General features: G+C 68.8%; 21 protein-coding genes. 15 read left to right on the forward strand and 6 right to left on the reverse strand.

Features of this window, described 5'->3' with window-relative positions; all coding sequences use genetic code 11:
- Positions 1–23 precede the first annotated feature (23 nt).
- The 8 genes from K6V06_RS09940 (at position 24) to K6V06_RS09975 (ending at position 9,592) form a co-directional block, all read left to right on the forward strand.
- Positions 24–1,532: an FAD-linked oxidase C-terminal domain-containing protein gene (locus K6V06_RS09940; RefSeq protein ID WP_222242793.1), complete on the forward strand. Its 1,509-nt coding sequence runs from the start codon at positions 24–26 to the stop codon at positions 1,530–1,532.
- A gap of 20 nt (positions 1,533–1,552) precedes the next feature.
- Positions 1,553–2,578, forward strand: a complete 1,026-nt coding sequence (locus K6V06_RS09945; RefSeq protein ID WP_222242795.1) for an ion transporter — start codon at positions 1,553–1,555, stop codon at positions 2,576–2,578.
- A 50-nt stretch (positions 2,579–2,628) separates the two neighbouring features.
- Positions 2,629–3,723: a glycolate oxidase subunit GlcE gene (gene glcE / locus K6V06_RS09950; protein ID WP_222242814.1), complete on the forward strand. Its 1,095-nt coding sequence runs from the start codon at positions 2,629–2,631 to the stop codon at positions 3,721–3,723.
- Between the two features lie 59 nt (positions 3,724–3,782).
- The gene (gene glcF, locus K6V06_RS09955) at positions 3,783–5,027 is read left to right on the forward strand and encodes a glycolate oxidase subunit GlcF (RefSeq protein ID WP_222242816.1); all 1,245 of its coding nucleotides are present in this window, start codon (positions 3,783–3,785) and stop codon (positions 5,025–5,027) included.
- Positions 5,028–5,123: 96 nt separating this feature from the next.
- Positions 5,124–5,504, forward strand: coding sequence for a CidA/LrgA family protein (locus K6V06_RS09960; protein WP_222242818.1), 381 nt, complete (start codon positions 5,124–5,126; stop codon positions 5,502–5,504).
- Positions 5,501–6,223, forward strand: coding sequence for an LrgB family protein (locus K6V06_RS09965; protein ID WP_222242820.1), 723 nt, complete (start codon positions 5,501–5,503; stop codon positions 6,221–6,223). Before K6V06_RS09960 ends, K6V06_RS09965 begins: the two co-directional genes overlap by 4 nt.
- A gap of 131 nt (positions 6,224–6,354) precedes the next feature.
- A complete protein-coding gene (locus tag K6V06_RS09970; protein WP_222242822.1) occupies positions 6,355–7,911 on the forward strand; it encodes a BCCT family transporter in 1,557 nt (518 codons plus the stop codon).
- Positions 7,912–8,122: 211 nt separating this feature from the next.
- Complete coding sequence (locus K6V06_RS09975; RefSeq protein ID WP_222242824.1) at positions 8,123–9,592, forward strand: alpha/beta hydrolase; 1,470 nt, start codon at positions 8,123–8,125, stop codon at positions 9,590–9,592.
- Positions 9,593–9,657: 65 nt separating this feature from the next.
- Here the strand turns inward: K6V06_RS09975 and K6V06_RS09980 are convergent, their stop codons facing one another.
- Positions 9,658–10,140, reverse strand: a complete 483-nt coding sequence (locus tag K6V06_RS09980; RefSeq protein ID WP_222242825.1) for a glutathione peroxidase — start codon at positions 10,138–10,140, stop codon at positions 9,658–9,660.
- Positions 10,141–10,263: 123 nt separating this feature from the next.
- Here K6V06_RS09980 and K6V06_RS09985 point away from each other — a divergent pair, with 123 nt between their 5' ends.
- Both K6V06_RS09985 and proC read left to right on the forward strand, forming a co-directional pair.
- Positions 10,264–10,965, forward strand: coding sequence for a YggS family pyridoxal phosphate-dependent enzyme (locus tag K6V06_RS09985; RefSeq protein ID WP_222242828.1), 702 nt, complete (start codon positions 10,264–10,266; stop codon positions 10,963–10,965).
- Positions 10,966–11,005: 40 nt separating this feature from the next.
- Positions 11,006–11,845: a pyrroline-5-carboxylate reductase gene (gene proC / locus K6V06_RS09990; protein WP_222242830.1), complete on the forward strand. Its 840-nt coding sequence runs from the start codon at positions 11,006–11,008 to the stop codon at positions 11,843–11,845.
- A 27-nt stretch (positions 11,846–11,872) separates the two neighbouring features.
- On the opposite strand, the gene argH is transcribed toward proC, so the two are convergent.
- The gene (gene argH / locus K6V06_RS09995; protein WP_222242832.1) at positions 11,873–13,426 is read right to left on the reverse strand and encodes an argininosuccinate lyase; all 1,554 of its coding nucleotides are present in this window, start codon (positions 13,424–13,426) and stop codon (positions 11,873–11,875) included.
- A gap of 179 nt (positions 13,427–13,605) precedes the next feature.
- Between argH and K6V06_RS10000 the strand changes: the two genes are divergently transcribed.
- The 5 genes from K6V06_RS10000 (at position 13,606) to K6V06_RS10020 (ending at position 18,762) form a co-directional block, all read left to right on the forward strand.
- Positions 13,606–14,532, forward strand: coding sequence for a LysR substrate-binding domain-containing protein (locus K6V06_RS10000; RefSeq protein ID WP_222242834.1), 927 nt, complete (start codon positions 13,606–13,608; stop codon positions 14,530–14,532).
- Between the two features lie 168 nt (positions 14,533–14,700).
- A complete protein-coding gene (locus K6V06_RS10005) occupies positions 14,701–15,840 on the forward strand; it encodes an FAD-binding oxidoreductase (RefSeq protein ID WP_222242836.1) in 1,140 nt (379 codons plus the stop codon).
- Complete coding sequence (locus K6V06_RS10010) at positions 15,824–16,132, forward strand: (2Fe-2S)-binding protein (RefSeq protein ID WP_222242838.1); 309 nt, start codon at positions 15,824–15,826, stop codon at positions 16,130–16,132. The genes K6V06_RS10005 and K6V06_RS10010 overlap by 17 nt, the downstream gene beginning before the upstream one ends.
- Entirely contained in the window at positions 16,129–17,601 is a 1,473-nt protein-coding gene (locus K6V06_RS10015) for an NAD(P)/FAD-dependent oxidoreductase (RefSeq protein ID WP_222242840.1), read from the forward strand. The genes K6V06_RS10010 and K6V06_RS10015 overlap by 4 nt, the downstream gene beginning before the upstream one ends.
- Positions 17,602–17,796: 195 nt before the next feature.
- Positions 17,797–18,762, forward strand: a complete 966-nt coding sequence (locus K6V06_RS10020) for a tripartite tricarboxylate transporter substrate binding protein (protein ID WP_255581742.1) — start codon at positions 17,797–17,799, stop codon at positions 18,760–18,762.
- Positions 18,763–18,821: 59 nt separating this feature from the next.
- On the opposite strand, the gene ubiA is transcribed toward K6V06_RS10020, so the two are convergent.
- The 4 genes from ubiA to K6V06_RS10040 all read right to left on the reverse strand — a co-directional run bounded on the left by ubiA (position 18,822) and on the right by K6V06_RS10040 (position 22,128).
- Positions 18,822–19,679 carry a 4-hydroxybenzoate octaprenyltransferase gene (gene ubiA / locus K6V06_RS10025; protein WP_222242842.1) on the reverse strand — a complete coding sequence of 286 codons (858 nt, stop codon included), beginning with the start codon at positions 19,677–19,679 and terminating at the stop codon, positions 18,822–18,824.
- Between the two features lie 114 nt (positions 19,680–19,793).
- A complete protein-coding gene (locus K6V06_RS10030) occupies positions 19,794–20,279 on the reverse strand; it encodes a Dps family protein (protein ID WP_222242844.1) in 486 nt (161 codons plus the stop codon).
- Between the two features lie 157 nt (positions 20,280–20,436).
- Entirely contained in the window at positions 20,437–20,640 is a 204-nt protein-coding gene (locus tag K6V06_RS10035) for a hypothetical protein (protein ID WP_222242846.1), read from the reverse strand.
- 48 nt (positions 20,641–20,688) lie between these two features.
- Positions 20,689–22,128 carry a catalase gene (locus K6V06_RS10040; RefSeq protein ID WP_222242848.1) on the reverse strand — a complete coding sequence of 480 codons (1,440 nt, stop codon included), beginning with the start codon at positions 22,126–22,128 and terminating at the stop codon, positions 20,689–20,691.
- Between the last annotated feature and the right edge of the window lie 36 nt (positions 22,129–22,164).

Genomic DNA, 22,164 nt, shown 5'->3' on the forward strand with positions numbered 1-22,164 from the left:
GCCGGGACCATGAAGGAGTTGCCATGAACGCCCCGCAAGATGCCGCCCTGGCCACCCGATCCGCGTCGATCGCACCGGCCGTCACGGCGGAACTGCTGTCGGAACTCGCGCGGATCGTGCCCGAGCCGGCGCTGCTGACCCGTCCCGAAGACACCGTGCCGTACGAGTGCGACGGCCTTGCCGCCTACCGGCAGGTGCCGCTGGCGGTGGTGCTGCCCGAGACCGAGGCGCAGGTGCAGGCGGTGCTGCGCGTCTGCCATCGGCTGCAGGTGCCGGTGGTGCCGCGCGGCGCGGGTACCAGCCTGTCGGGCGGCGCGATGCCGATCGCCGAGGGCGTGGTGCTGTCGCTGGCCAAGTTCAAGCGCATCCTGAAACTCGACCCGCTCGCGCGCGTTGCCGTGGTCCAGCCCGGCGTGCGCAACCTGGCCATCTCCGAGGCGGCCGCGCCCTACAACCTCTACTACGCGCCGGACCCGTCGTCCCAGATCGCTTGCACCATCGGTGGCAACGTCGCCGAGAATTCGGGCGGCGTGCATTGCCTGAAGTACGGCCTGACGGTGCACAACGTGCTGAAAGTGCGCGCGGTGACGATGGAAGGCGAGATCGTCGAATTCGGCGGCGACGCGCCCGATGCCCCGGGCCTGGACCTGCTGGCCGTGCTGATCGGCTCCGAGGGCATGCTGGCGGTGACCACCGAGGTCACGGTCCGGCTGGTGCCCAAGCCGCAGCTCGCGCAGGTGATCATGGCCAGTTTCGACGACGTCGAGAAAGGCGGCAATGCCGTCGCCGACGTGATTGCCGCCGGCATCATCCCGGCGGGTCTCGAAATGATGGACAAGCCGGCCACTGCGGCGGTGGAAGAGTTCGTCCACGCCGGCTACGACGTCGATGCCGCCGCCATCCTGCTGTGCGAATCCGATGGCACGCCCGAGGAAGTCGCCGAGGAGATCGAGCGGATGAGCGAGGTGCTGCGCGCCTCGGGCGCGACCCGGATCACCGTGTCGCAAAGCGAGGCCGAGCGGCTGCGCTTCTGGAGCGGCCGCAAGAACGCGTTTCCGGCGGCCGGACGGATCTCGCCAGACTACTACTGCATGGACGGCACCATCCCGCGCAAGCATATCGGCACGCTGCTCAAGCGCATCGAGGCGATGGAGGGCAAGTACGGCCTGCGCTGCATCAACGTATTCCATGCCGGCGACGGCAACATGCACCCGCTGATCCTGTTCGATGGCGCCGACCATGACGAATGGCAGCGCGCCGAGCTGTTCGGCGCGGACATCCTGGAGACCTGCGTCGAGCTGGGCGGCACGGTCACCGGGGAGCACGGCGTCGGCGTCGAGAAGCTCAATTCGATGTGCGTGCAGTTTTCGCCCCAGGAGCGCGAGGCGTTCCTGCGCGTCAAGGCCGCCTTCGACCCGGCGCGGCTGCTCAACCCCGACAAGGCCATCCCGACGCTGGCGCGCTGCGCCGAGTACGGCAAGCTCCATGTGCGGGGTGGCGTGCTGCCGCATCCCGATCTGCCGCGCTTCTGAGCGGGGACCGGATCCGCTTCATGTCCCGACGCTCCTCCGCCCCGCCCGCCGGCACCGCCCGAGCGCGGCCCAAGCCGCAGCCGGAGTCGCACGAGCCGCGCCGCCGGCAGGAGGCGTTCATCCGCCAGTACCTGGGCAAGCCGGACTCGGGCTGGCGCCAGCGCTGGTACACCATCATCTTCGAGGCGGACACCCGCCAGGGACAGCTGTTCGACGTCACGCTGCTGCTGGCCATCGTCGCCAGCGTGCTGGTGGTGATGTTCGACAGCGTGCCGCACATCCACGCGCGCTTCGGCACACCGCTGACCGTGCTGGAGTGGACCTTCACGCTGGCCTTCACCGCCGAGTACCTGATGCGGGTACTGGTGGTGCGCCGGCCGCTGCGCTATGTCTTCAGCTTCTTCGGCATCATCGACTTCGTGTCGATCATGCCGACCTGGCTGGCCTTCTTCGTGCCCGAGCTCGCCTTCCTGATCGACGTGCGGCTGCTGCGGCTGCTGCGCGTGTTCCGCATCCTGAAGCTGACGGTCTATTTCGAGGAAGCGCAGATCCTGTACCGGGCGCTGGCCAACAGCCGCCGCAAGATCTTCGTGTTCCTGGGCACCGTGTTCATCATCACGGTGATCCTCGGCACGGTGATGTACGTGGTCGAGGGCCCGGAGCACGGCTTCCACAGCATTCCGCTGAGCATGTACTGGGCGGTGGTGACGCTGACCACCACCGGCTTCGGCGACATGGTGCCCAAGACCGCGGCCGGGCAATTCATCACCTCGCTGACCATCCTGCTGGGCTACGGCATCATCGCCTTCCCCACCGGGATCGTCGGCGCCGAACTGGCGGCGAGCATCATCCGCCGGCCGCTGACCACGCGCACCTGCGTCTATTGCCTGACCGAGGGCCACGACCCGGACGCCAACTACTGCCGGCATTGCGGCAAGCCGCTGCCGGCCTACCAGATGGACGACAGCGGCGACGAGGGCACCGCCACCGGCGCGGCCAGGTCCGCGGGCCAGGACGACGGCAACCGCTCCGGCCCGCCTGGCTGACGCATCCCTGCCGACACAGAAGAACAGACCGAGACACCTATCCCCCAGCCATGCAAGACAGCCCCGACGCCCTGCGCGATACCTTTCGCGACGTGATCCGGCGCGCCAGCGCCAGCCGCACGCCGCTGCGGCTGGCCGGCGGCCGCAGCAAGGACTTCTACGGGCAGACGCCCACCGGCGAGCTGCTCGACACCCGCGGCTATGCCGGCATCGTCGATTACGATCCCGCCGAGCTGGTGATCACCGCGCGTTGCGGCACGCCGCTGCGCGAGATCGAAGCGGCGCTCGCCGACCGCCGCCAGATGCTGGCTTTCGAGCCGCCGCACTTCGGCGCCGCCACGCTCGGCGGCGCGGTCGCGGCGGGACTGTCGGGTCCGCGCCGGCAGGCGGTCGGCGCGCTGCGCGACTTCGTGCTGGGCGTCAGCATGATGGACGGCCGTGGCGACGTGCTGCATTTCGGCGGACAGGTGATGAAGAACGTGGCGGGCTACGACGTGTCCCGGCTGCTGGCCGGCTCGATGGGCACGCTCGGCCTGATCCTGGACGTCTCGCTGAAGGTGCTGCCGCTGCCGTTCGACGACGCCACGCTGCGCTTCGAACTGGCGCAGGACGAAGCGCTGCGGCGCCTGAACGAATGGGGCGGACAGCCGCTGCCGATCGCCGCCTCGGCCTGGCACGACGGCGTGCTCTGGGTGCGGCTGTCGGGCGCGGCGGCCGCGCTGCGCGCCGCACGGGAGCGCCTGGGCGGCGAAGCGGTCGATCCGGATGCCGCCGCAACGCTGTGGCATCAGCTGCGCGAGCAGACCCACGCGTTCTTCGCGCCCGCGCATGCCGGCGCGCCGCTGTGGCGCCTGGCGGTGCCGACCACCGCCGCGCCACTGCCGCTGCCGGGCGATGGCGCGCTGCTGGTCGAATGGGGCGGCGGGCAGCGCTGGTGGCTGCCGGCGCAGCCGGTGCCGGCGGCGCAGGTGCGCGCGGTCGCGCTGGCCGCGGGCGGCCACGCCACCCTCTTTCGCAACGGCGACAAGGACGAAGGCGTGTTCACGCCGCTGGCCGCGCCGCTGGCGGCGATCCAGGCCCGCCTGAAGGCCGCCTTCGACCCCGCCGGCATCTTCAACCCGGGACGGATGTACCCCTCGCTCTGATCGTCCCACCACCGGATCCTGCCCTGCCGCCAATGGCGGCGGGCCCTGACGAAGCCATCATGCAGACCACCCTCGCTGACTTCCTGCGCGACACGCCCGATGGCGAAGAAGCCAAGGCCATCATCGGCAAATGCGTGCATTGCGGCTTCTGTACCGCGACCTGTCCCACCTACCAGCTGCTCGGCGACGAGCTCGACGGTCCGCGCGGCCGCATCTACCTGATGAAGCAGGCGGTAGAAGGCAACCCGGTCACCGACAGCACCCGGATGCATCTGGACCGCTGCCTGACCTGCCGCAACTGCGAATCGACCTGCCCCTCGGGCGTGCGCTACGGACGCCTGGTCGATATCGGCCGGCAGGTGGTCGAGGACCGGCTCGACTCGCAGGGCATGCGCCGGCCGCTGCGGCAGCGTCTGACGCGCTGGGCACTGCGCGAGGGGCTGACGCGGCCTCGCCTGTTCGGCGCGGCGATGCGCGCGGGCCAGCTGGCTCGCCCGCTGCTGCCGCCCGTGCTGCGCAACAAGGTGCCGGTGTCCCGCCCGGCAAGCGCGTGGCCGCAGCGCGAGCATGCCCGCAAGATGTTGCTGCTGGCCGGATGCGTGCAGCCGTCGATGTCGCCGGACATCAACCCGGCCACCGCGCGCGTGCTGGATCGCCTTGGCGTGCAGCTGGTGGTGGCGCGGGAAGCCGGATGCTGCGGTGCGATCCGTTATCACAACGGTGATCAACCCGGCGGGCTGGACGACATGCGCCGCAACATCGACGCCTGGTGGCCGCATGTCGAGGCGGGCGTAGAAGCAATCGTGATGAACGCCTCCGGTTGCGGGGCGCTGGTGCGCGAGTATGGCCACCTGCTGCGCAACGACCCCGTCTATGCGCAGCGGGCCGCCCGCATCTCGGCGCTCACGCGCGATGTCTCCGAACTGCTGCCCGAGTTCGATGCCCAGTTGCGGACGCTGGCCGAGGCCGCGCCGGAACCGCGCGAACGGGTGGCCTGGCACCCGCCGTGCACCCTGCAGCACGGGCAGCAGATCCGCGGCAAGGTCGAATCGCTCTTGACCGCACTCGGCGTGGAAGTCAAACTCTGCGCTGACAGCCACCTGTGCTGCGGCTCGGCGGGTACCTACTCGGTACTGCAGCCCGAGCTGGCTTATCGCCTGCGCGACAACAAGCTCGCCAACCTGCAAGCCACGCAGCCGGACACCATCGTGTCGGCCAATATCGGCTGCATCACCCACCTGCAAAGCGGCACGCAGACGCCGGTGTTGCACTGGATCGAACTGGTGGACCGCATTCTGCCCTGAGCCGCCTCGCGTGGCTGGCGGGCCAGGGAGGCTGTGCGCGGATGGCGCCGGGCGGGCGTCATCCTCTTTTCCCCGCCTCCCCGGCCCGTCGATCGAATGCTGCAAACGTTTGCGATCCTGCTTGTCTTCCAGTCCGTCGGCGAAGTGCTCAGCTTCGCGCTGCGGCTGCCGGTACCCGGGCCCGTCATCGGCATGATGCTGCTGTTCTGCTGGCTCGCCGTCGACGACCGCCTGCTGCCGGTGATCCAGGACACCTCGTCGGCACTGCTGCGCCACCTGTCGCTGCTGTTCGTGCCGGCCGGGGTCGGCATCATGGTCCACGCGCACCGGATCGGCGGCGAATGGCTGCCCATCGTCGTCGCGCTGGTGCTGTCGACCTGGCTGGCGATCGCCACCACCGCGCTGGTCACGCGCGCGCTGATGCGGCGCGAGTCAGCCCGTCACGGCGGCGAGCCGGCGGACAAGGGGCAGGCATGACGCCGCGGCTCAGCGAAATCTGGGTCTACCTCGCCGCCAGCCCGCTGCTGGGGCTGACCGCGACGCTGCTGGCCTATGTCCTCGCCTTCCGCATCTACGAACGCAGCCGATTTTCGCCGCTGGCCAATCCGGTGCTGATTTCCGTCGCGCTGCTGGTGGCCGTGCTGACCGTCACCGGCACGCCTTACCAGACCTATTTCGACGGCGCCCAGTTCGTCCACTTCCTGCTCGGTCCGGCCACCGTCGCGCTGGCGGTGCCGCTCTACCTGCAGTTGCCCAAGCTTCGGGCGCATGTCTTTCCGCTGCTGGTGGGACTGCTGGCGGGCTCGGCCGTGGCGGTCGTATCGGCGGTCGGCATCGCCTGGCTGCTGGGCGGATCGCCCGAGGTGCTGCGCTCGCTGGCGCCGAAGTCCGTGACCATCCCCATTGCCATGGGCGTCGCCGAGAAGATCGGCGGCCTGCCCTCCCTGACCGCGGTGCTGGTAATGGCCACCGGCATCATCGGCGCGGTCAGTACCACGCGCCTGCTGAACCTGCTGCGCGTGCGCGACTACAGCGTGCGCGGCTTTGCCACCGGCCTTGCCGCCCACGGCATCGGCACGGCACGTGCTTTCCAGGTCAGCGAGGAAGCCGGCGCGTTCGCCGCGCTCGGCATGGGGCTCAATGGCGTATTGACCGCCGTGCTGGTGCCGCTGGTGGCCGCCTGGCTGCCGCGCTAGCCTCCGACGCAAGCGCGTCCGGGCGGTGGCTCGACCGTGCCCCCCCCCGCGCGTGCGGGCCTGTCCTGTCGTTCCGTGCGGCCCCGCCGCCCAGCTCCGCCGGCCCCGGAGCCACGTAAGAAGGGGAAATCATGGTTTTCAGAATTGCACTGACGCTCGTGTCCATCTTCGTTGCCTGGGGAATCGTGTCTCCCGGCAGCCTGGGGGAGTCCATGCAGTGGCTGCTGACCGGGGTGATCGGGCGGGTCGGCTGGTTCTACCTGCTGGCGATGTTCGGCTTCCTGGTGTTCGCGCTCTACCTGGCGTTCAGCCGCTTCGGCTACATCCGTCTGGGGGGCGAAGACGCGGAGCCGCACTTTCACCGCGTCAGCTGGTTCTCGATGCTGTTCGCCGCCGGCATGGGCATCGGCCTGGTGTTCTGGGGCGTGGCCGAACCGGTCTCGCACTACGCCAAGCCGCCGCTCGGGCTGGAACCGCTGAGTCCCCAATCGGCCGGCGCGGGCCTGCGTTTTGCCTTCTTCCACTGGGGACTGCAGCCCTGGGCCGCCTATTCGATCATTGCGCTCGCGCTGGCCTTCTTCCAGTTCAACCGCAATCGCCCGATGCTGATCAGCACCACCTTCGAGCCGCTGATCGGCGCGCGCGCCAATGGCCCGATCGGCAAGGCGATCGATGTGCTGGCGCTGATCGCCACGGCCTTCGGCGTGGCGACGTCGCTCGGCCTGGGAGCGATGCAGATCGGCGCCGGGCTGGAGCGCGTGTTCGGCGTGCCCAATACCGTGGCGGCCGAGCTGATCGTCATCGCCGTGGCCAGCGCCCTTTATATCGCCTCGTCGATGAGCGGGCTGACGCGCGGCATCCAGTGGCTCAGCAACTTCAACATGCTGCTGGCGCTGTTGCTGTTGCTGTCCGTGTTCGTGCTCGGCCCCACCTCCTTCATCCTCGATGCGGCCACCACCACGCTGGGCGCCTACCTCGACGGACTGGTCGGCATGAGTCTGCGCATGACGCCGTTCAGCCGCGGCACCTGGGTAGCCGACTGGACGCTGTTCTACTGGGCGTGGTGGATCGCGTGGGCGCCGTTCGTGGGCACCTTCATCGCCCGTATCTCGTATGGCCGCACGGTGCGCGAATTCATCATCGGCGTGCTGCTGGTGCCGTCGATCATCAGCTTCCTGTGGTTCTCGGTATTCGGCGGAGCCGGCCTGTACGCCGCCATCTTCGAACAGGTGCCCATCGTCCAGGCAGTGCAGCAGGACGCCTCGCTCGCGCTGTTCGCGCTGCTCGACGCCTATCCGGCCGCCACGCTGACCTCGATCGTGGCGATCCTGCTGGTGCTGGTGTTCTTCGTCACCTCGGCGGATTCGGCCACCTATGTGCTGGGCATGATGTCGGACCGCGGCAACCCGCAACCGCCGTCCCGCTACAAGCTGACGTGGGGCCTGTTGATCGCGCTGATCGCCGGCGTGCTGCTGCTGTCGGGCGGGCTGGAAGGGTTGCAGGCCATGTCGATCCTGGCGGCGCTGCCCTTCGCCATCGTCATGTCGCTGATGTGCGTGGCGCTGTTCCGCGCCATGGACGAGGAATCGACCAGCCTGTCCCGCCGGCGCCACGCCCGCGACCGGCTGCTGGAGCGCCTGCTGCGCGAGCGTGAAACCGCGCCGGCCCCAGGACCGCCACAGGACTGATGCCGTCACGGCGCCTTTCGCATGTGCGCCATGCCGCTGTGTCGCGCCTGGCACAGGCATTACCGTAGCGTCACCGGACGGGCACGGCGGCGCCGTGCGCCGCCCCTTGCAGTTCGCAGTCGCAGTCGCAGTCGAAGTCGAAGTTGAAGTTTGCAGTCCCGCAGTGGTGTACCGACGCAGCAAACCAACCATAACGATCTGGAGACAAAGCATGCAGGGACCCATCTGGAAAACCGCCGCGCTGGCCATGGCCGCCGCGGCAACGCTGCTCGCCGGTTGTGGCGGGGACGATGACGATCCGGTCGTCACCCCTCCGCCCTCGCCGCCGCCGGCACCGGAAGAACGACGGGCGCAGGATGACCGGACCTTCACGGTCGATCCGGCCACGCTGCCCTTCCAGGCCCTGGCCGGCGCGCCCGACGCGGACCGCTGGTGGGGGCAGCTCGACGGCAGCGGCTATCGCATCGAAGTGCCCAGGAACTGGAACGGCAGGCTGGTGATGTATGCCCACGGCTATGCCGGCACCGGACCGGGGCTGAACGTCAGCAACCCGTCCATCCGCCGCCATCTGCTCGAGGCCGGCTATGCCTGGGCGGCATCGAGCTACTCCAAGAACTACTACGATGTGCGCGTCGGCGTGGAGGACACCAACGCGCTGGCGCTGGCGTTCCAGCGCATCGCCAGCGAGAACGGCCGCACGCTCGCGGCACCTTCGCGGCTCTATATCGTCGGCCATTCGATGGGCGGGCACGTGGCGGCGGCCGCGGTGGACGAGGAGAACATCGCCTCGGCCAAGCATTCGGTGCGCTATCACGGCGCGGTGCCGATGTGCGGGGTGATGGGCGACACCGAGCTGTTCAACTACTTCGCTGCCTACCAGACCGCCGCGCAGCAGCTGGCCGGCTTCCCGGCCACTGCCTGGCCGGTGGCGAACTGGGCCGACATTGCCGCAGCGGTACGATCGGCGCTGTTCGTCGCCTACCCCGGCCAGACCACCGCGCAAGGCGATCGGCTCAAGCAGGTCGTCAAGGGCCTGACCGGCGGCGAACGTCCGCTGTTCGACATCAGCTTCGGCGGTCCGGCCGCGCAGGGACTGCAGGACGCGGTGTGGAGCACGTTCGGCCAGGACGGCAGCGTCAATGGCATCCTCAACGCCAACGTGGCCAACACCGAGGGCATTACCTTCCAGCTCGACAACAACGCCGCCGTGTCGGCGCTGGAGCAGTCGTTCAATGCATCGATCTACCGGGTGAAGGGAAGCGAGGAAGCCAACCGTGCGCGCCGCGACGGCCTGCGCTGGATCCCCAGGGCGAACGCCCGCATCGGCGTGCCGGTGGTCACGCTGCATACGCTGGGCGACATGTACGTGCCGTTCAGCATGCAGCAGATCTACAAACGCCGCGCCGACAGCAACGGCACCGCAAACTGGCTTGTGCAGCGCGCCATCCGCGGCATCAGCCATTGCGACTTCACCGTGGCCGAGCAGGCGCGCGCCTTCGACGACATGGTGAACTGGGAGCAGAACGGCGTGCGGCCGGAAGGCGATGAGGTGCTGGACGCGGGCGTCGTGGCAGCGGCCAACTATGGCTGCCGCTTCACCGACAACACGCTCGGCGTGGACGACTCCGCCAGCACGGCGGGGCTGCGTCAGCTGGTGCAGCAGACCGCGCCCTGCCAGTAAGCGCAGCGCGGTGCAGGATCGTCGGTGCAAGACGGTTCATCCCGCCACGGCGGGATGAACCGTCGCTACCCGAGCAGCGCCTCGATATCGGCCTTGATGTCCTCCGGCCGCGTGGTCGGTGCATAGCGCTTGAATACGGTGCCATCGCGGCGCAGCAGGAACTTGGTGAAATTCCACTTGATCGCGCCGATGCCGAGCAGCCCCGGCGCTTCCGAGGTCAGCCAGCGATAGAGCGGATGGGCATTGGCGCCATTGACGTCGATCTTGGCGAACAGCGGGAACCGCACCCGGAAGCGCGTTTCACAGAAGGCGCCGATCTGCTGCGCATCGCCCGGCTCCTGCTTGCCGAACTGGTTGCAGGGGAACGCCAGCACGTTGAAGCCGCGCGGGCCGTATTCCTCCTGCAACTGCTGCAGCCCCGCGTACTGCGGGGTGAAGCCGCACTCGCTGGCGGTATTGACGATCAGCAGCACCTGCCCGTCGAAACGGGACAGCGGCACGGATTCGCCCGCGAGCGACTCGGCGGTGAACTGGTAGACGTTGTTCATGGCGACCTCCTCACAAGATTGGCAGCATAGCGCACCCGGCGGCCGTGCCGGTCCCGCAGCGAATCTATAATCGATCCTTCCGCCGCCAACCCGGCCCCCCTCGCCACCGAAGTCAGCCGTACCATGCCGGTCATCTCCGCCAATCTGCAAGCCGTCAGGCTTCGTCTTGCCGCCGCCGAGCAACAGGCCGGCCGCCCCGCCGGCAGCGTCGCGCTGCTTGCCGTCTCCAAGACCTTTCCGCCGCACGCGGTGCGCGAGGCGTTCGACGCCGGCCAGCGCGCCTTCGGCGAGAACTACGTGCAGGAAGGCGTGGACAAGATCGCGGCGCTCGCGGCACTGCGCGCCGAGCTGGAATGGCATTTCATCGGCCCGCTGCAGAGCAACAAGACGCGCACCGTGGCCGAGCAATTCGACTGGGTGCATTCGGTGGACCGGCTGCGGATCGCCGAGCGGCTGTCCGCGCAGCGTCCCGCGTCGCTCGCGCCGCTGCAGGTTTGCCTCCAGGTCAATATCAGCGGCGAGGCGAGCAAGAGCGGCGTGGCGCCAGCGGACGTGCTGCCGCTCGCGCGCGCCATCGCCGGCCTGCCGAACCTGACGCTGCGCGGCCTGATGGCGATTCCCGAACCCAGCGACGATCCGGTGGCGCAGCGCAGGCCCTTCGCCGCCCTGCGGGCGCTGCTCGACACGCTGCGCAGGGAGGGACTGGCGCTCGATACCTTGTCGATGGGCATGTCGGCCGACCTCGAGGCGGCAATCGCCGAAGGCGCCACCATCGTGCGCGTCGGCACCGCCATCTTCGGCGCCCGGCCGCCTGCCCGGCCCTGATCCTACGAATCCTTCCGACCTCCCTGAACCAGGAAACCCGATGCTCAACAACCTGACCTTTGGCTTCGTCGGCGGCGGCAATCTTGCCACCGCACTGATCGGCGGACTGATCGCCCGCGGCGTGCCGGCCGGCGCCATTCGTGTCGCCGATCCCTATGCGCCGGCGCGCGAACGCCTGGCGCAGGACCATCGCGTGCAGACGGTGGCCGAGCCGGACGCCGCGCTGGCGGGCTGCGACGTGGTGGTGATGGCGACCAAGCCGCAGCAGTTCCGCGAGGCCTGCGAACAGTTGTTGCCCCATCTGCGCAGCACCGGCGCGCGCGCGCTGATCGTCAGCGTGGCGGCGGGCATCCGCCTGGCCGACATGCAGCGCTGGCTCGACGGTCACGAACGGGTGGTGCGCTCGATGCCCAATACGCCGGCACTGACCGGCATGGGCATGACCGGAATGACGGCGCCGGCCAGGCTTTCCGCGCAGGATCGCGCCATCGCCACCTCGCTCGCCGAGGCGGTTGGCAAATGCCTGTGGTTCGACAACGACGCGCAGATGGATGCCGTCACCGCCGTGTCCGGCAGCGGCCCGGCCTACGTGTTCTTCGTGCTCGAAGCGATGGAAAGGGCCGCCGCCGAGATGGGGCTGACTGCCGCGCAGGGCCGCGAGCTGGCGATCGAGACGTTCCGTGGCGCGGCGACGCTGGCCGCAAGCTCCAGCGAATCGCTGGCGACGCTGCGCGAGCGCGTGACGTCCAAGGGCGGCACCACTCATGCGGCGCTGACCGTGCTCCAGGAAGCGAAGGTCGACGACGCGGTGGTGCGGGCGCTCAAGGCGGCGGCCGCGCGTGGCGCGCAGATGGGCGAGGAGTTCGGCCGCGGGTCCTGAGCGGCCAGCGCAGGCCCCGGCCGTCGATCAACTTGCCAGCGCGGGCGAGGACGCACCGGACGATGCCGAAGCGGTCGCGCAGGGCCGGTGTGCCAGAGCGGCGGTCGCGTGCCGCAGCGATGCCCGGTGATGCTCGACCTCCATGCGCAGCGCCTCGATGGCCTGCCGCTCGCGCGCCAGTTCCGCGCGTTGGGTGGCGACCTGCTCGCGCACCAGCACCGGGGCCGGACCGCCGGCGGCGATACGGGCCGCCACGCCGCGCACCGGATCGAGGCAGCGCGCAACGACCTCCGGTGCGAGCTGCGCGCCGCGCCCGGTGTGCTGGCGGGCGGCGCGGTCGACCATGTCACTGTCGATGGCGAATGCCGGCAGGTCGCGATCCAGCGCCTCGCGCACGACGGCGCCGACCACATGGTGCGCTTCGCGAAACGACATGCCGGCGTCGCGCACCAGCGTATCGGCGAGGTCGGTCGCCGACGAGAAGTCGCGGCGGGCGCGATCGAGCATGCGCGATGCCTGCGGCATGGCGTGACCAAGCACCAGCCCGAGCAGCTCGGTGCAGCGCATCGCCTCGTCCATCGCCTCCCAGAAGCCGCGCATGGTTTCGCGGTTGCCGTCGCCACTGTGGGTGAAGTGGGTGCCCTTCAACGCGGCCAGCGAGGCGGTCAGCAGCCCAAGCATCTGGCCACCCTTGCCCTTCAGGTATTCGAGCACCACCGGGTTCTTCTTCTGCGGCATGATGCTCGACGTTCCCGCCAGGCTGTCGGGGAAGTCGATCAGGCCGAATTCCGGCGTCGACCAGACGAACAGGTCCTGCGCCACACGTCCCCATGTGATGGTGGCGATGGTGACGGCGGACAGGATCTCCCAGGCGAAATCGCGCGAGGCCACGGCGTCCAGCGAGTTGGGCGCAGGGCCGGAGAAGCCCAGCCAGCGCGCCGTGGCATCGCGGTCGATGGCAAAGCCGGTCCCGGCGAGCGCGCCCGCCCCGAGCGGGCAGGCATCGAGCGATTCCAGCGCGCGGCGCAGGCGTGCCATGTCCCGGCGCATCGCCTGCGCCACGCCGGCCAGGTAGTAGCCATAGGTGATGGGCTGCGCGGCCTGCAGATGCGTGTAGCCCGGCATCACCGTCTCGGCGAATTCCTCCGCCTTGTCCAGCACCACCGCCCGCGTTTTTGCCAGCGCCGCCAGCAGCGCCAACACGGCATCGCGGGCGCGCAACCTGTCCTGCGTCGCCAGGATGTCATTGCGGCTGCGAGCGACATGCAGGCGGCCGCCGGCATCGGCGCCGGCCACTTCCATCAGGTGGGCCTCGTAGTTGAAATAGGCATCTTCGCGCTGCGGGTCCAGCGCGACCGCATCCGGGCCCGCTTCCTCGATGTGCAACAGCGCTCGGGCCAGCGCGCCGGCCGTGTCGTCGGCGATCAGGCCGGTGCCATGGAGCATCAGCAGGTGAGCCTGGTTGATCTCGGTCAGGTAGCGAAAGCCCGCGCCGAAGTCGCGCAGCCTTGGCGCGTAGATATGCGCGCAGACTTCGGGCGCGGTCGCTTGCGTGAGGCGGCGGCTGACTTTCGAATCCATGTCGGGGTCCCCTGTCGATTCCAATCGTTGCTTCGTTGGTGTCGCAGTATGGAAATCGCCCGCCATAACGTCAAATCAGCTTTTCCGGGGTGGGCATACGGTTCTGTTATACCATCGGCCAGCCGGGCGTCAGCAGGACGCACCGCACCTGTCCCGTTTTCAAGTCAGCAGACCGCAGCATGAAGTTCAAGGAAATCAGTGCGTTCCAGGCCGTGATGCGCTCCGGCTCGATGACCGCGGCCGCCGCCGAGCTGTACACCTCGCAACCGAACGTCAGCCGCCTGATCGCACAACTGGAGTACTCCACCGGCTTGACGCTGTTCACGCGCCACGCCGGCCGGCTGAGCCCGACCGAGGAAGGCCTCGCCTTCCTGCGCGAGGTGGAGCGGGCGTTCGTCGGCCTCGATGCGCTCAAGGACGCGGCGCGCAATATCCGCAAGTTCGGCAAGGGCCGGCTGCGCATCGCCGCGGTACCGTCGCTGGCGATGACCGTGCTGCCGCTGGTGTTGCAGCGCTTCCACGCGGAGTTTCCCGACGTCAACGTCGCCATGGAAACCGGCAGCACCGAACTGGTCGCCGATCGCGTCGGCAGCCGCTATTGCGACCTCGGCCTGGTGTCGTTCCTGCCGCCCGCGGCGGTTACCGAAGCGCAGCCCATCGCCGCGCTGTCCGGTTGCTGCGTGGTGCCGCCGGGGCACCGGCTCGCGTCCTGCGAGGTGATCACGCCAGCCGACCTTGCCGGCGAGTCGTTCATCTCGATGAGCCATGGCGACGGCCTGCGCAGCGCGGTGGACGCGGCCTTCGCGGACGACGACCGGCGCGTGATGCATTTCGAGACGCCCTACGGCGCCACCATCTGCCGGCTGGTCGGCCTCGGACTGGGCGTGGGCATCGTCAACCCGCTGGTCGCGCGGATGCACACCGACGAGGTGGCGGTGCGCCCGTTCCAGCCGGCGATCCCGTTCGTCAGCTACCTGCTGCTCGCGCGCAACCGCCCCGTCAACCTGCTGGTGGACCGCTTCACCGAGCGGATGATCGAGGTCATCGAGGCCGAAACCGCATCGCTGCCGCCGACCCTATCAGGTTCTGGTATGGGCGCCCGATAGACTCGTATTTGCCCCTGCACAGCAGCCTGCGCATACTCGCTCGGACTGGCACACCGCGCCGACCCCGACGATGGGACGGTCGGACCGGTGGCATTACGATTCCAGCGAGACCCACATGAGATTGCGCAGGGCAGAACGCCCGCATGTTTCGTCGGGGAGGCGTGCCTGATGTCGGCCGCCTCCTCCTCCCGCTACCCGTTGTTCGACGCCGCCGTGGTCGGCGGTGGCCTGGTCGGCTCCGCGCTGGCCTACGGCCTGCGCGAGCACGGATCGGTCGCCGTGCTGGACGAAGGCGATGTCGCGCTGCGCGCGTCCCGTGGCAACTTCGGCCTGGTCTGGCTGCAGAGCAAGGGGCACGGCATGGGTGCGTACAGCCGCTGGACGCTCGGCTCGACCCGGCTGTGGCCCACGCTGGCGGCCAGCCTGCTGCAGGAAACCGGCATCGACGTCGCGCTCGAGCAAAAAGGCGGCCTGACCCCGCTGATGGGCGACTACGAAGTCGAAGCGAGACTGGCGTGGGTCAACACGCTGATGTCGCAGCCGGACGTCGAGCCCTATGAATGGAAGCTGCTCGATCACCACCAGGCCGCCTCGCTGGTACCGGGGCTCGGGCCCGATGTCACGGGCGCGATCTGGACCCCGCACGATGGCATCGTCAATCCGCTGAAGCTGCTGCGCGCCTTCCACACCGCCTTCAGCACCAGCGGCGTCCAGTACCTGCCCCACCACGGCGTCACCGACATCGTGCAGCAGGCCGGCGGTGAATTCACGATGACCACGCCCAACGGCACCGTGCGCGCCCGCAAGGTGATCCTTGCGGGCGGGCTGCGCAATGGCGATCTGGCCCGGATGGTCGGCATCGACCTGCCGATGGCCCCGCAACGCGGGCAGATCCTGGTGCTCGAACGCACGCGCCGGCTGCTGGATACCGCCATGGTCACGCTGCGGCAGAACGACGAAGGCAGCTGGCTGGTGGGGGACTCGCAGGAAGACGCGGGCTACAACGACCAGGTCACCACCTTGCCGGTGCTGGCCACGCTGGCCGACCGCGCCGTGCGCACCCTGCCCGCCCTGCGCGATGTACGCGCCGTGCGCGCCTGGTCCGCCCTGCGCGTGCGCGCCAAGGACGGCTTTCCGGTCTACGAACAATCGAGCACCCACCCTGGCGCGTTCGTCGTGACGTGCCACAGCGGCGTGACGCTCGCCGCCACGCATGCCCTGAACCTGGCGCCGATGATCGCCGCGGGCCAGCTGCCGCCCGAGCTCGCCACTTTCTCGACCCGGAGGTTCCATGTTCCGAAGAATTGATGCGGCTGTCCTGCAAGCGACAGAACGCAAGGTGCGGGTCACGGTCGATGGCACTGCGCTGGAATGCCGCGAGGGCGACAGCGTCGCCGCCGTGCTGTTTGCCGCCGGCGTGCTGGCCTGCCGGGACACCGCGGTTTCCGGCACTGCGCGCGGACCGTTCTGCATGATGGGCGTCTGCTACGACTGCCTGGTCCGCATCGACGGCCGGCCCAACCAGCAGGCCTGCATGACGCCGGTACGCGACGGCATGACGGTAGAGCGCCAGCTCGGCGCGCGCGAGGTGGCCGCATGACCGAAATCACGACATGCGACCTGCTGGTGGTCGGCGCCGGCCCCGCGGGCCTGGCCGCCGCAACCCGGGCGGCGGAACTGGGCCTGTCCACCGTGCTGATCGACGAACAACCGGCGCCGGGCGGGCAGATCTATCGGGCCATCGCCAGCACGCCGGTACGCAACCGCGCGATCCTCGGCGACGACTACTGGCACGGCGAGGGCCTGCTCGCACCGTTTGCCCGCAGCGGGGCGCGGCATCTGTGCGCCGCGACGGTCTGGTCGATCAACGCCTGCGGGCCGGACGGTGCGGCGCTGCCCGGCGCCGCCTTCGAGGTTGCCTATTCCGTCGCTCGTCCCGGGCAGGACCCGCAGGCCGCGCTGCTGCATTGCCGCCACATCATTCTCGCCACCGGCGCACAGGAACGTCCGTTCCCGGTCCCCGGCTGGACGCTGCCCGGCGTCATCACCGCGGGCGCGGCGCAGATCCTGCTCAAGACCTCGGGTGTGGTCCCGGAGGGCCGCACCGTGCTGGTCGGCGGTGGCCCGCTGCTCTATCTGCTGGCATGGCAGTACCTGAATGCTGGCGTGAAGCTCGAAGCGATTCTCGAGACCACCGACAGTGCGCAATGGCGCAAGGCGCTGCCGCACGCATGGGGCTTCCTGCGCTCGCCCTATCTGGGCAAGGGGCTGAAGCTGCTGCGCGCGGTGCGCAAGGCGGTGCCGATCGTCAGCGACGTGACGGCCCTCGAAGCGCTGTCGGGAGACAACGGCAAGGTCGCCGAACTGCGCTACGAGGCAGCGGGACAGCGCCGCACGATTGAGGTGGATCAGGTGCTGCTGCACCAGGGCGTGGTGCCCAATACCAACCTGTCCCGCGCGGTTGGCGCCAAGCATCTGTGGAACGAGCGCCAGGACTGCTGGGAACCGGCGGTCGATGGCTGGGGTGCGACCTCCGTGCCGCACATCAGCATTGCCGGCGATGGCGCCGGCATCGCCGGGGCGCTGGCCGCCGAGCATCGCGGCCGCATCGCGGCGCTGCATGCGGCGGCCGACCTGGGCCGGATCGATCTCGCGACGCGCGACCGGGAGGCGGCCCCGCATCGCACCGCGCTGGCCCGCGCGACCCGTGGCCGCGAGTTCTTCGAGGTCCTGTACCGGCCGCGCAGCCAGTTCCGCCGCCCGGTGGGCGACACCATCGTCTGCCGCTGCGAAGAGGCTACGGCCGAACAGGTGCGTCACGCCGCCCGCATCGGCTGCCAGGGTCCAAACCAGCTCAAGGCCTTCCTGCGCTGCGGCATGGGTCCGTGCCAGGGCCGCTTCTGCGGCTTGACGGTGACGGAACTGATTGCCGACGAGCAGCAGCGGCATCCGCGCGAGGTGGGCTACTACCGGCTGCGCTTTCCGACCAAGCCCGTCACGCTGGGCGAGATCGCGACGCTGCCGCAGACACAGGCTTCGCGCGAGGCGGTGGTGCGCTTCAAGAAGTGAAGCGCGTCACGGCGAATGCAGTGAACCGGCCCGCCTGTCGGGCCGGCATGAAATACCGCAACACCGCAACACCGCAACACCACGACAAAAGAGCAAGACCGGTTCATGCCCACGCATGCCGAGTTCTGGCCGATAGCACCAGCACAGCGACGACATCCTGAGAGCACTCCCCAAACTCTTCATTCGAGGTTCAACATGGCGTTTTCCAAGATTGTCCCCGCTCTCGCCCTCGCACTGCTGACCAGCCACGGCATCGCGCAGGACTTGCCCGCAGGTCCGCTGCGGATGCTGGTCGGCTTTGCGCCGGGCGGCGGCAACGATGTGATCGCCCGCCTGGTCGCGACGCAGTTTCAGCTGAATACCAAGACCACGGTCGTGGTGGAGAACAAGCCCGGTGGCGGCAGCACCATCGCGACCGCCGAGATGGCGCGCGCCAGGCCCGACGGCTCGGTCCTGCTGATGGGTTCCGTGGGTGGGCAGGCGATTGCGCCCTCGGTCTACAGCAAGCTGCCGTACGATCCCGTCAAGGGCGTGCAGCCGGTTTCGCTGGTGGCCAAGTCGGCCAACGCACTGGTCGTGAACAACGACCTGCCGGTCAAGACCGTGCAGGAACTGGTCGCCTATGCCAAGGCCAATCCGGGCAAGCTGAACGTGACCTCGCCGGGCAATGGCACCATCTCGCACCTGTCGGCCGAGCTGTTCAAGAGCATGGCGGGTGTGCAGATCACCCACGTGCCCTACCGCGGCGATGCGCCGGCGATGCAGGACGTGATGGCGGGTCAGGCGCAGATGACCTTCGCCAGCCTGCCGTCGGCGAAGGCCGGCGCCGACTCGGGCAAGGTACGCATCCTTGCCGTGACCAGCACCAAGCGGGTCGACACCATGCCGAACGTGCCGACCATCGCCGAATCCGGCGTGCCCGGGTATGAGGTCGTCTCGTGGTACGGCGTGTTCACCACGGGCGGCACGCCGGCGCCCACGGTCAACCGCCTCGCGCAGGAAATCGCCGCCGTGATCGCCCAGCCCGCCGTGCGCGATACCATCGCCAAGCAGGGCATGGAGCCGAGCGCGCTCGGCGCGGCCGAGTTCGCTCAGCTCGTCGATCGCGATACCAAGAAGTGGGAAAAGGTCGTCAAGAGCGTCGGCATCAAGCTGGACTGACGGCTTGTGGCTTGCCCCCGGAAGCCGTCATCGGCGCCCGGGGGAGGTCACGCTGGCGCTTACGCCAGCGCGTACGCCAGCGCCGTCCCGCCGAACACCCACGCGCCCAGCCAGTTGTTGTGGCGGAACGCGGCGAAGCACTGCATGCGGTCGCGCCCGCGGATCAGCGTGTAGTGGTACATCGCCGTGATGGCGGCGCCCGCCAGGCCGATCCAGTAGGGCCAGCCCAGCGCCAGCACCGCGCCGGCCCAGGCCATCAGCAGCAGGAACACCGCATAGCACAGCATGATCGCTGCGACATCGAGCCGGCCGAAGGTGATGGCCGAGGTCTTGATGCCGATCAGCAGATCGTCGTCGCGATCGACCATCGCATAGGCGGTGTCGTAGGCGATCGCCCAGAACACGTTGCCCACCAGCATCACCCACGCCAGCAGCGGCACCTGGCCCTGCACCGCGGCGAAGGCCATCGGAATGCCGAAGCCGAAGGCGATGCCCAGGTACGCCTGTGGAATGGCGAAGAAGCGCTTGAAGAAGGGATAGCTGCCGGCGATGATGACCGCCGCGACCGATAGCCACTTGGTCAGCGCGTTCAGCGGCAGGATCAGCGCGAAGGCCAGCAATGCCAGCACCGCCGCCACCGCCAGCGCTTCCCAGTGCGCGATGCGGCCAGCCGTCAGCGGCCGTTCACGGGTGCGCTTGACGTGCAGGTCGATATCGCGGTCGGCCCAGTCGTTGATGGCGCAACCGGCCGAGCGCATCAGGAAGGTGCCGATCACGAAGATCCAGAAGATGTGCGCGGGAGGCGGCCCTTCCGCGGCCATCCACAGCGCCCACAGGGTCGGCCACAGCAGCAGCAGCGTGCCGATCGGCTTGTCGATGCGCACCAGGCGCGCATACAGGGCGAGACGTTCGAACATGACATCAGCAATGAAAAAACGCGCCGCGCGGCAGGGCGCGCGGCGCGTTGATGACAGTTCCGGCCGGCAGGCCCGCCGCGCCCGGCGCGACGACGCTGCCGCCGGCACCCGGCCTCAGGCCAGCATCGAGCGCAGCATCCAGGCGGTCTTCTCGTGCGTCTGCATGCGCTGGGTCAGCAAGTCGGCCGACGGCTCGTCCGCCGCCGCTTCGATCACCGGGAAGAGCGAGCGGGCGGTGCGCACCACCGCTTCCTGGCCTTCGACCAGCTTGCGGATCATCTCGCTGGCCTCGGGCACGCCCTCTTCTTCCCGGATGCTCGACAGGCGGGCGTACTCGCGGTAAGTGCCCGGCGCGGGGTAACCCAGCGCGCGGATGCGCTCGGCGATCTGGTCCACCGCCAGCGCCAGTTCCGTGTATTGCGTCTCGAACATCTGGTGCAGCGTGTTGAACTGCGGGCCGGTGACGTTCCAGTGGAAATTGTGGGTCTTCAGATAGAGCGTGTAGGTGTCGGCAAGCAGCTTGGACAAGCCCTCGGCGATCTTCTTGCGGTCCTCGTCGGAGATGCCGATATTCACGCTGATCTCGTTCTTCTCTGCCATGGTCGTTTCGCTCCGTTCTGGGTGGGGCACCACGGCCGGCGGTCGCTGCGGTCGGCTGGACCCGAGCGCCGGCCCCTGGCCGCCCTGGATTGCGGGTAAGGGAATCTCGGCCGCCCCCGGGTTTTCCCGCAAGCGGCCGGACCTTTGCATTATGGCATCACCCGAGCGGCAGGGACAGACGGGTGGCGGCGTCGACGAACATCACGGCGGCGCCCAGCAGGACCACGGCCATGCCAAGCTCCTTGCGCCACAACTTGCGGCGCAGCCGCGCCGCTTCGGCACCGGCACGCCCGCCCGCGGCGCTGCGCACGTCGATGCGCAGCTGCTGCCATTCGGTGGAAATCAGTCGAAGTACGGTCATGATTCTCTCCTCGAGCAGGCGGGCGGCCGCACCGGCCCCCGCCGCCCCTTACTTGCGTTCCAGCGCGCGCGCCACGCCGTCGGCATACGCCGGATCGACCTTGGCGAAATGCGCCAGCTGCACCTGCACGATGTCGGCCGGCACGCCCTGCATCGCCGCGGCGATATTGGCGAACAGCCGCTCCCGCTGCCCTTCGTCGAATAGCCGGAACAGCGCTGCCGGCTGGCTGTAGTAGTCGTCGTCCTCGCGGTGATCGAAGTGGTCCGCGACCGCACCGATCGCCAGCGGCGGCTCGGCCGCCCGCGCTGCCGAGGCGAAGGCGCCCTGACGGTTCGGCTCGTAGTTCAGCTTCGCTCCCTGGTTGCCGTCCACCCGCATCGCGCCATCGCGATGGAAGCTGTTGTGGAACGGGCATTTCGGCGCGTTGACCGGAATCTGGTGATGATTGACGCCGAGCCGGTAGCGCTGGGTATCGCCGTACGAGAACAGCCGCCCTTGCAGCATCCGGTCCGGCGAAAAGCCGATGCCCGGCACGATGTTGGACGGGTTCATCGCCACCTGCTCGACCTCGGCGAAGTAGTTGTCCGGATTGCGGTTCAGCTCCAGCACGCCGACTTCGATCAGCGGATAGTCCGCATGCGGCCACACCTTGGTCAGGTCGAACGGATTGATGCGATAGGTCGCCGCATCCGCTTCCGGCATGACCTGCACGAACAGGCGCCAGCGCGGGAAGTCGCCCTTGTCGATATGTTCGACCAGGTCGCGCTGCGCGCTTTCGCGGTCGCGCGCCACCACCTCCGCGGCTTGGGCATTGGTCCAGTTGGCGATGCCCTGCTGCGAGCGGAAGTGGAACTTGACCCAGAAGCGCTCACCCTGCTCGTTGAGGAACGAGTAGGTATGCGAGCCGAAGCCGTGCATCTGGCGATAGTTCTGCGGCAGGCCTCGATCGCTCATCAGGATGGTGACCTGATGCAGCGATTCCGGGTGGCGCGACCAGAAGTCCCACACCGCGATCGGATCGCGCAGATTGGTGCGCGGATTGCGCTTCTGCGTATGGATGAAGTCGGGGAACTTGAGCGGATCGCGCACGAAGAACACCGGCGTGTTGTTGCCCACCACGTCCCAGTTGCCCTCGTCCGTGTAGAACTTGACGGAGAAACCGCGCACGTCGCGCTCGGCATCGGCCGCGCCGCGCTCGCCCGCCACCGTCGAGAAGCGCATGAACAGCGGCGTCTTCTTGCCGATCTCGGCGAAGATCGAGGCCTTGGTGTAGCGGCGGATGTCATGCGTCACCGTGAAGGTGCCATGCGCGCCCGAGCCCTTGGCGTGGACGCGGCGCTCGGGAATCACCTCGCGGTCGAAGTGCGCCAGCTTTTCCAGGAACCACACGTCCTGCAGCAGCATCGGCCCGCGGGGACCGGCGGTCAGCGAATTCTGGTTGTCGGCGACCGGGGCGCCTGCGGCGGTGGTGAGAATGTCCTTGCTCATGGGTGACCTCTGTGTGTTCCTGGAAACGCTGTTGGT

The organism is Cupriavidus sp. AU9028, from assembly GCF_019795295.1.
In the GTDB taxonomy this organism is placed as follows: domain Bacteria; phylum Pseudomonadota; class Gammaproteobacteria; order Burkholderiales; family Burkholderiaceae; genus Cupriavidus.

Coding starts and splice junctions, on each gene's coding strand:
- K6V06_RS10005 (WP_222242836.1), top strand. CDS start 14,701: ATGTCGGCCGCCTCCTCCTCCCGCTACCCGTTGTTCGACGCCGCCGTG.
- K6V06_RS10020 (WP_255581742.1), top strand. CDS start 17,797: ATGGCGTTTTCCAAGATTGTCCCCGCTCTCGCCCTCGCACTGCTGACC.
- K6V06_RS09985 (WP_222242828.1), top strand. CDS start 10,264: ATGCCGGTCATCTCCGCCAATCTGCAAGCCGTCAGGCTTCGTCTTGCC.
- K6V06_RS09960 (WP_222242818.1), top strand. CDS start 5,124: ATGCTGCAAACGTTTGCGATCCTGCTTGTCTTCCAGTCCGTCGGCGAA.
- argH (WP_222242832.1), bottom strand. CDS start 13,426: ATGGATTCGAAAGTCAGCCGCCGCCTCACGCAAGCGACCGCGCCCGAA.
- glcF (WP_222242816.1), top strand. CDS start 3,783: ATGCAGACCACCCTCGCTGACTTCCTGCGCGACACGCCCGATGGCGAA.
- K6V06_RS10000 (WP_222242834.1), top strand. CDS start 13,606: ATGAAGTTCAAGGAAATCAGTGCGTTCCAGGCCGTGATGCGCTCCGGC.
- K6V06_RS09975 (WP_222242824.1), top strand. CDS start 8,123: ATGCAGGGACCCATCTGGAAAACCGCCGCGCTGGCCATGGCCGCCGCG.
- proC (WP_222242830.1), top strand. CDS start 11,006: ATGCTCAACAACCTGACCTTTGGCTTCGTCGGCGGCGGCAATCTTGCC.
- K6V06_RS10035 (WP_222242846.1), bottom strand. CDS start 20,640: ATGACCGTACTTCGACTGATTTCCACCGAATGGCAGCAGCTGCGCATC.
- K6V06_RS10030 (WP_222242844.1), bottom strand. CDS start 20,279: ATGGCAGAGAAGAACGAGATCAGCGTGAATATCGGCATCTCCGACGAG.
- K6V06_RS09965 (WP_222242820.1), top strand. CDS start 5,501: ATGACGCCGCGGCTCAGCGAAATCTGGGTCTACCTCGCCGCCAGCCCG.
- K6V06_RS10015 (WP_222242840.1), top strand. CDS start 16,129: ATGACCGAAATCACGACATGCGACCTGCTGGTGGTCGGCGCCGGCCCC.
- glcE (WP_222242814.1), top strand. CDS start 2,629: ATGCAAGACAGCCCCGACGCCCTGCGCGATACCTTTCGCGACGTGATC.
- K6V06_RS09940 (WP_222242793.1), top strand. CDS start 24: ATGAACGCCCCGCAAGATGCCGCCCTGGCCACCCGATCCGCGTCGATC.
- K6V06_RS09945 (WP_222242795.1), top strand. CDS start 1,553: ATGTCCCGACGCTCCTCCGCCCCGCCCGCCGGCACCGCCCGAGCGCGG.
- ubiA (WP_222242842.1), bottom strand. CDS start 19,679: ATGTTCGAACGTCTCGCCCTGTATGCGCGCCTGGTGCGCATCGACAAG.
- K6V06_RS10010 (WP_222242838.1), top strand. CDS start 15,824: ATGTTCCGAAGAATTGATGCGGCTGTCCTGCAAGCGACAGAACGCAAG.
- K6V06_RS09970 (WP_222242822.1), top strand. CDS start 6,355: ATGGTTTTCAGAATTGCACTGACGCTCGTGTCCATCTTCGTTGCCTGG.
- K6V06_RS10040 (WP_222242848.1), bottom strand. CDS start 22,128: ATGAGCAAGGACATTCTCACCACCGCCGCAGGCGCCCCGGTCGCCGAC.
- K6V06_RS09980 (WP_222242825.1), bottom strand. CDS start 10,140: ATGAACAACGTCTACCAGTTCACCGCCGAGTCGCTCGCGGGCGAATCC.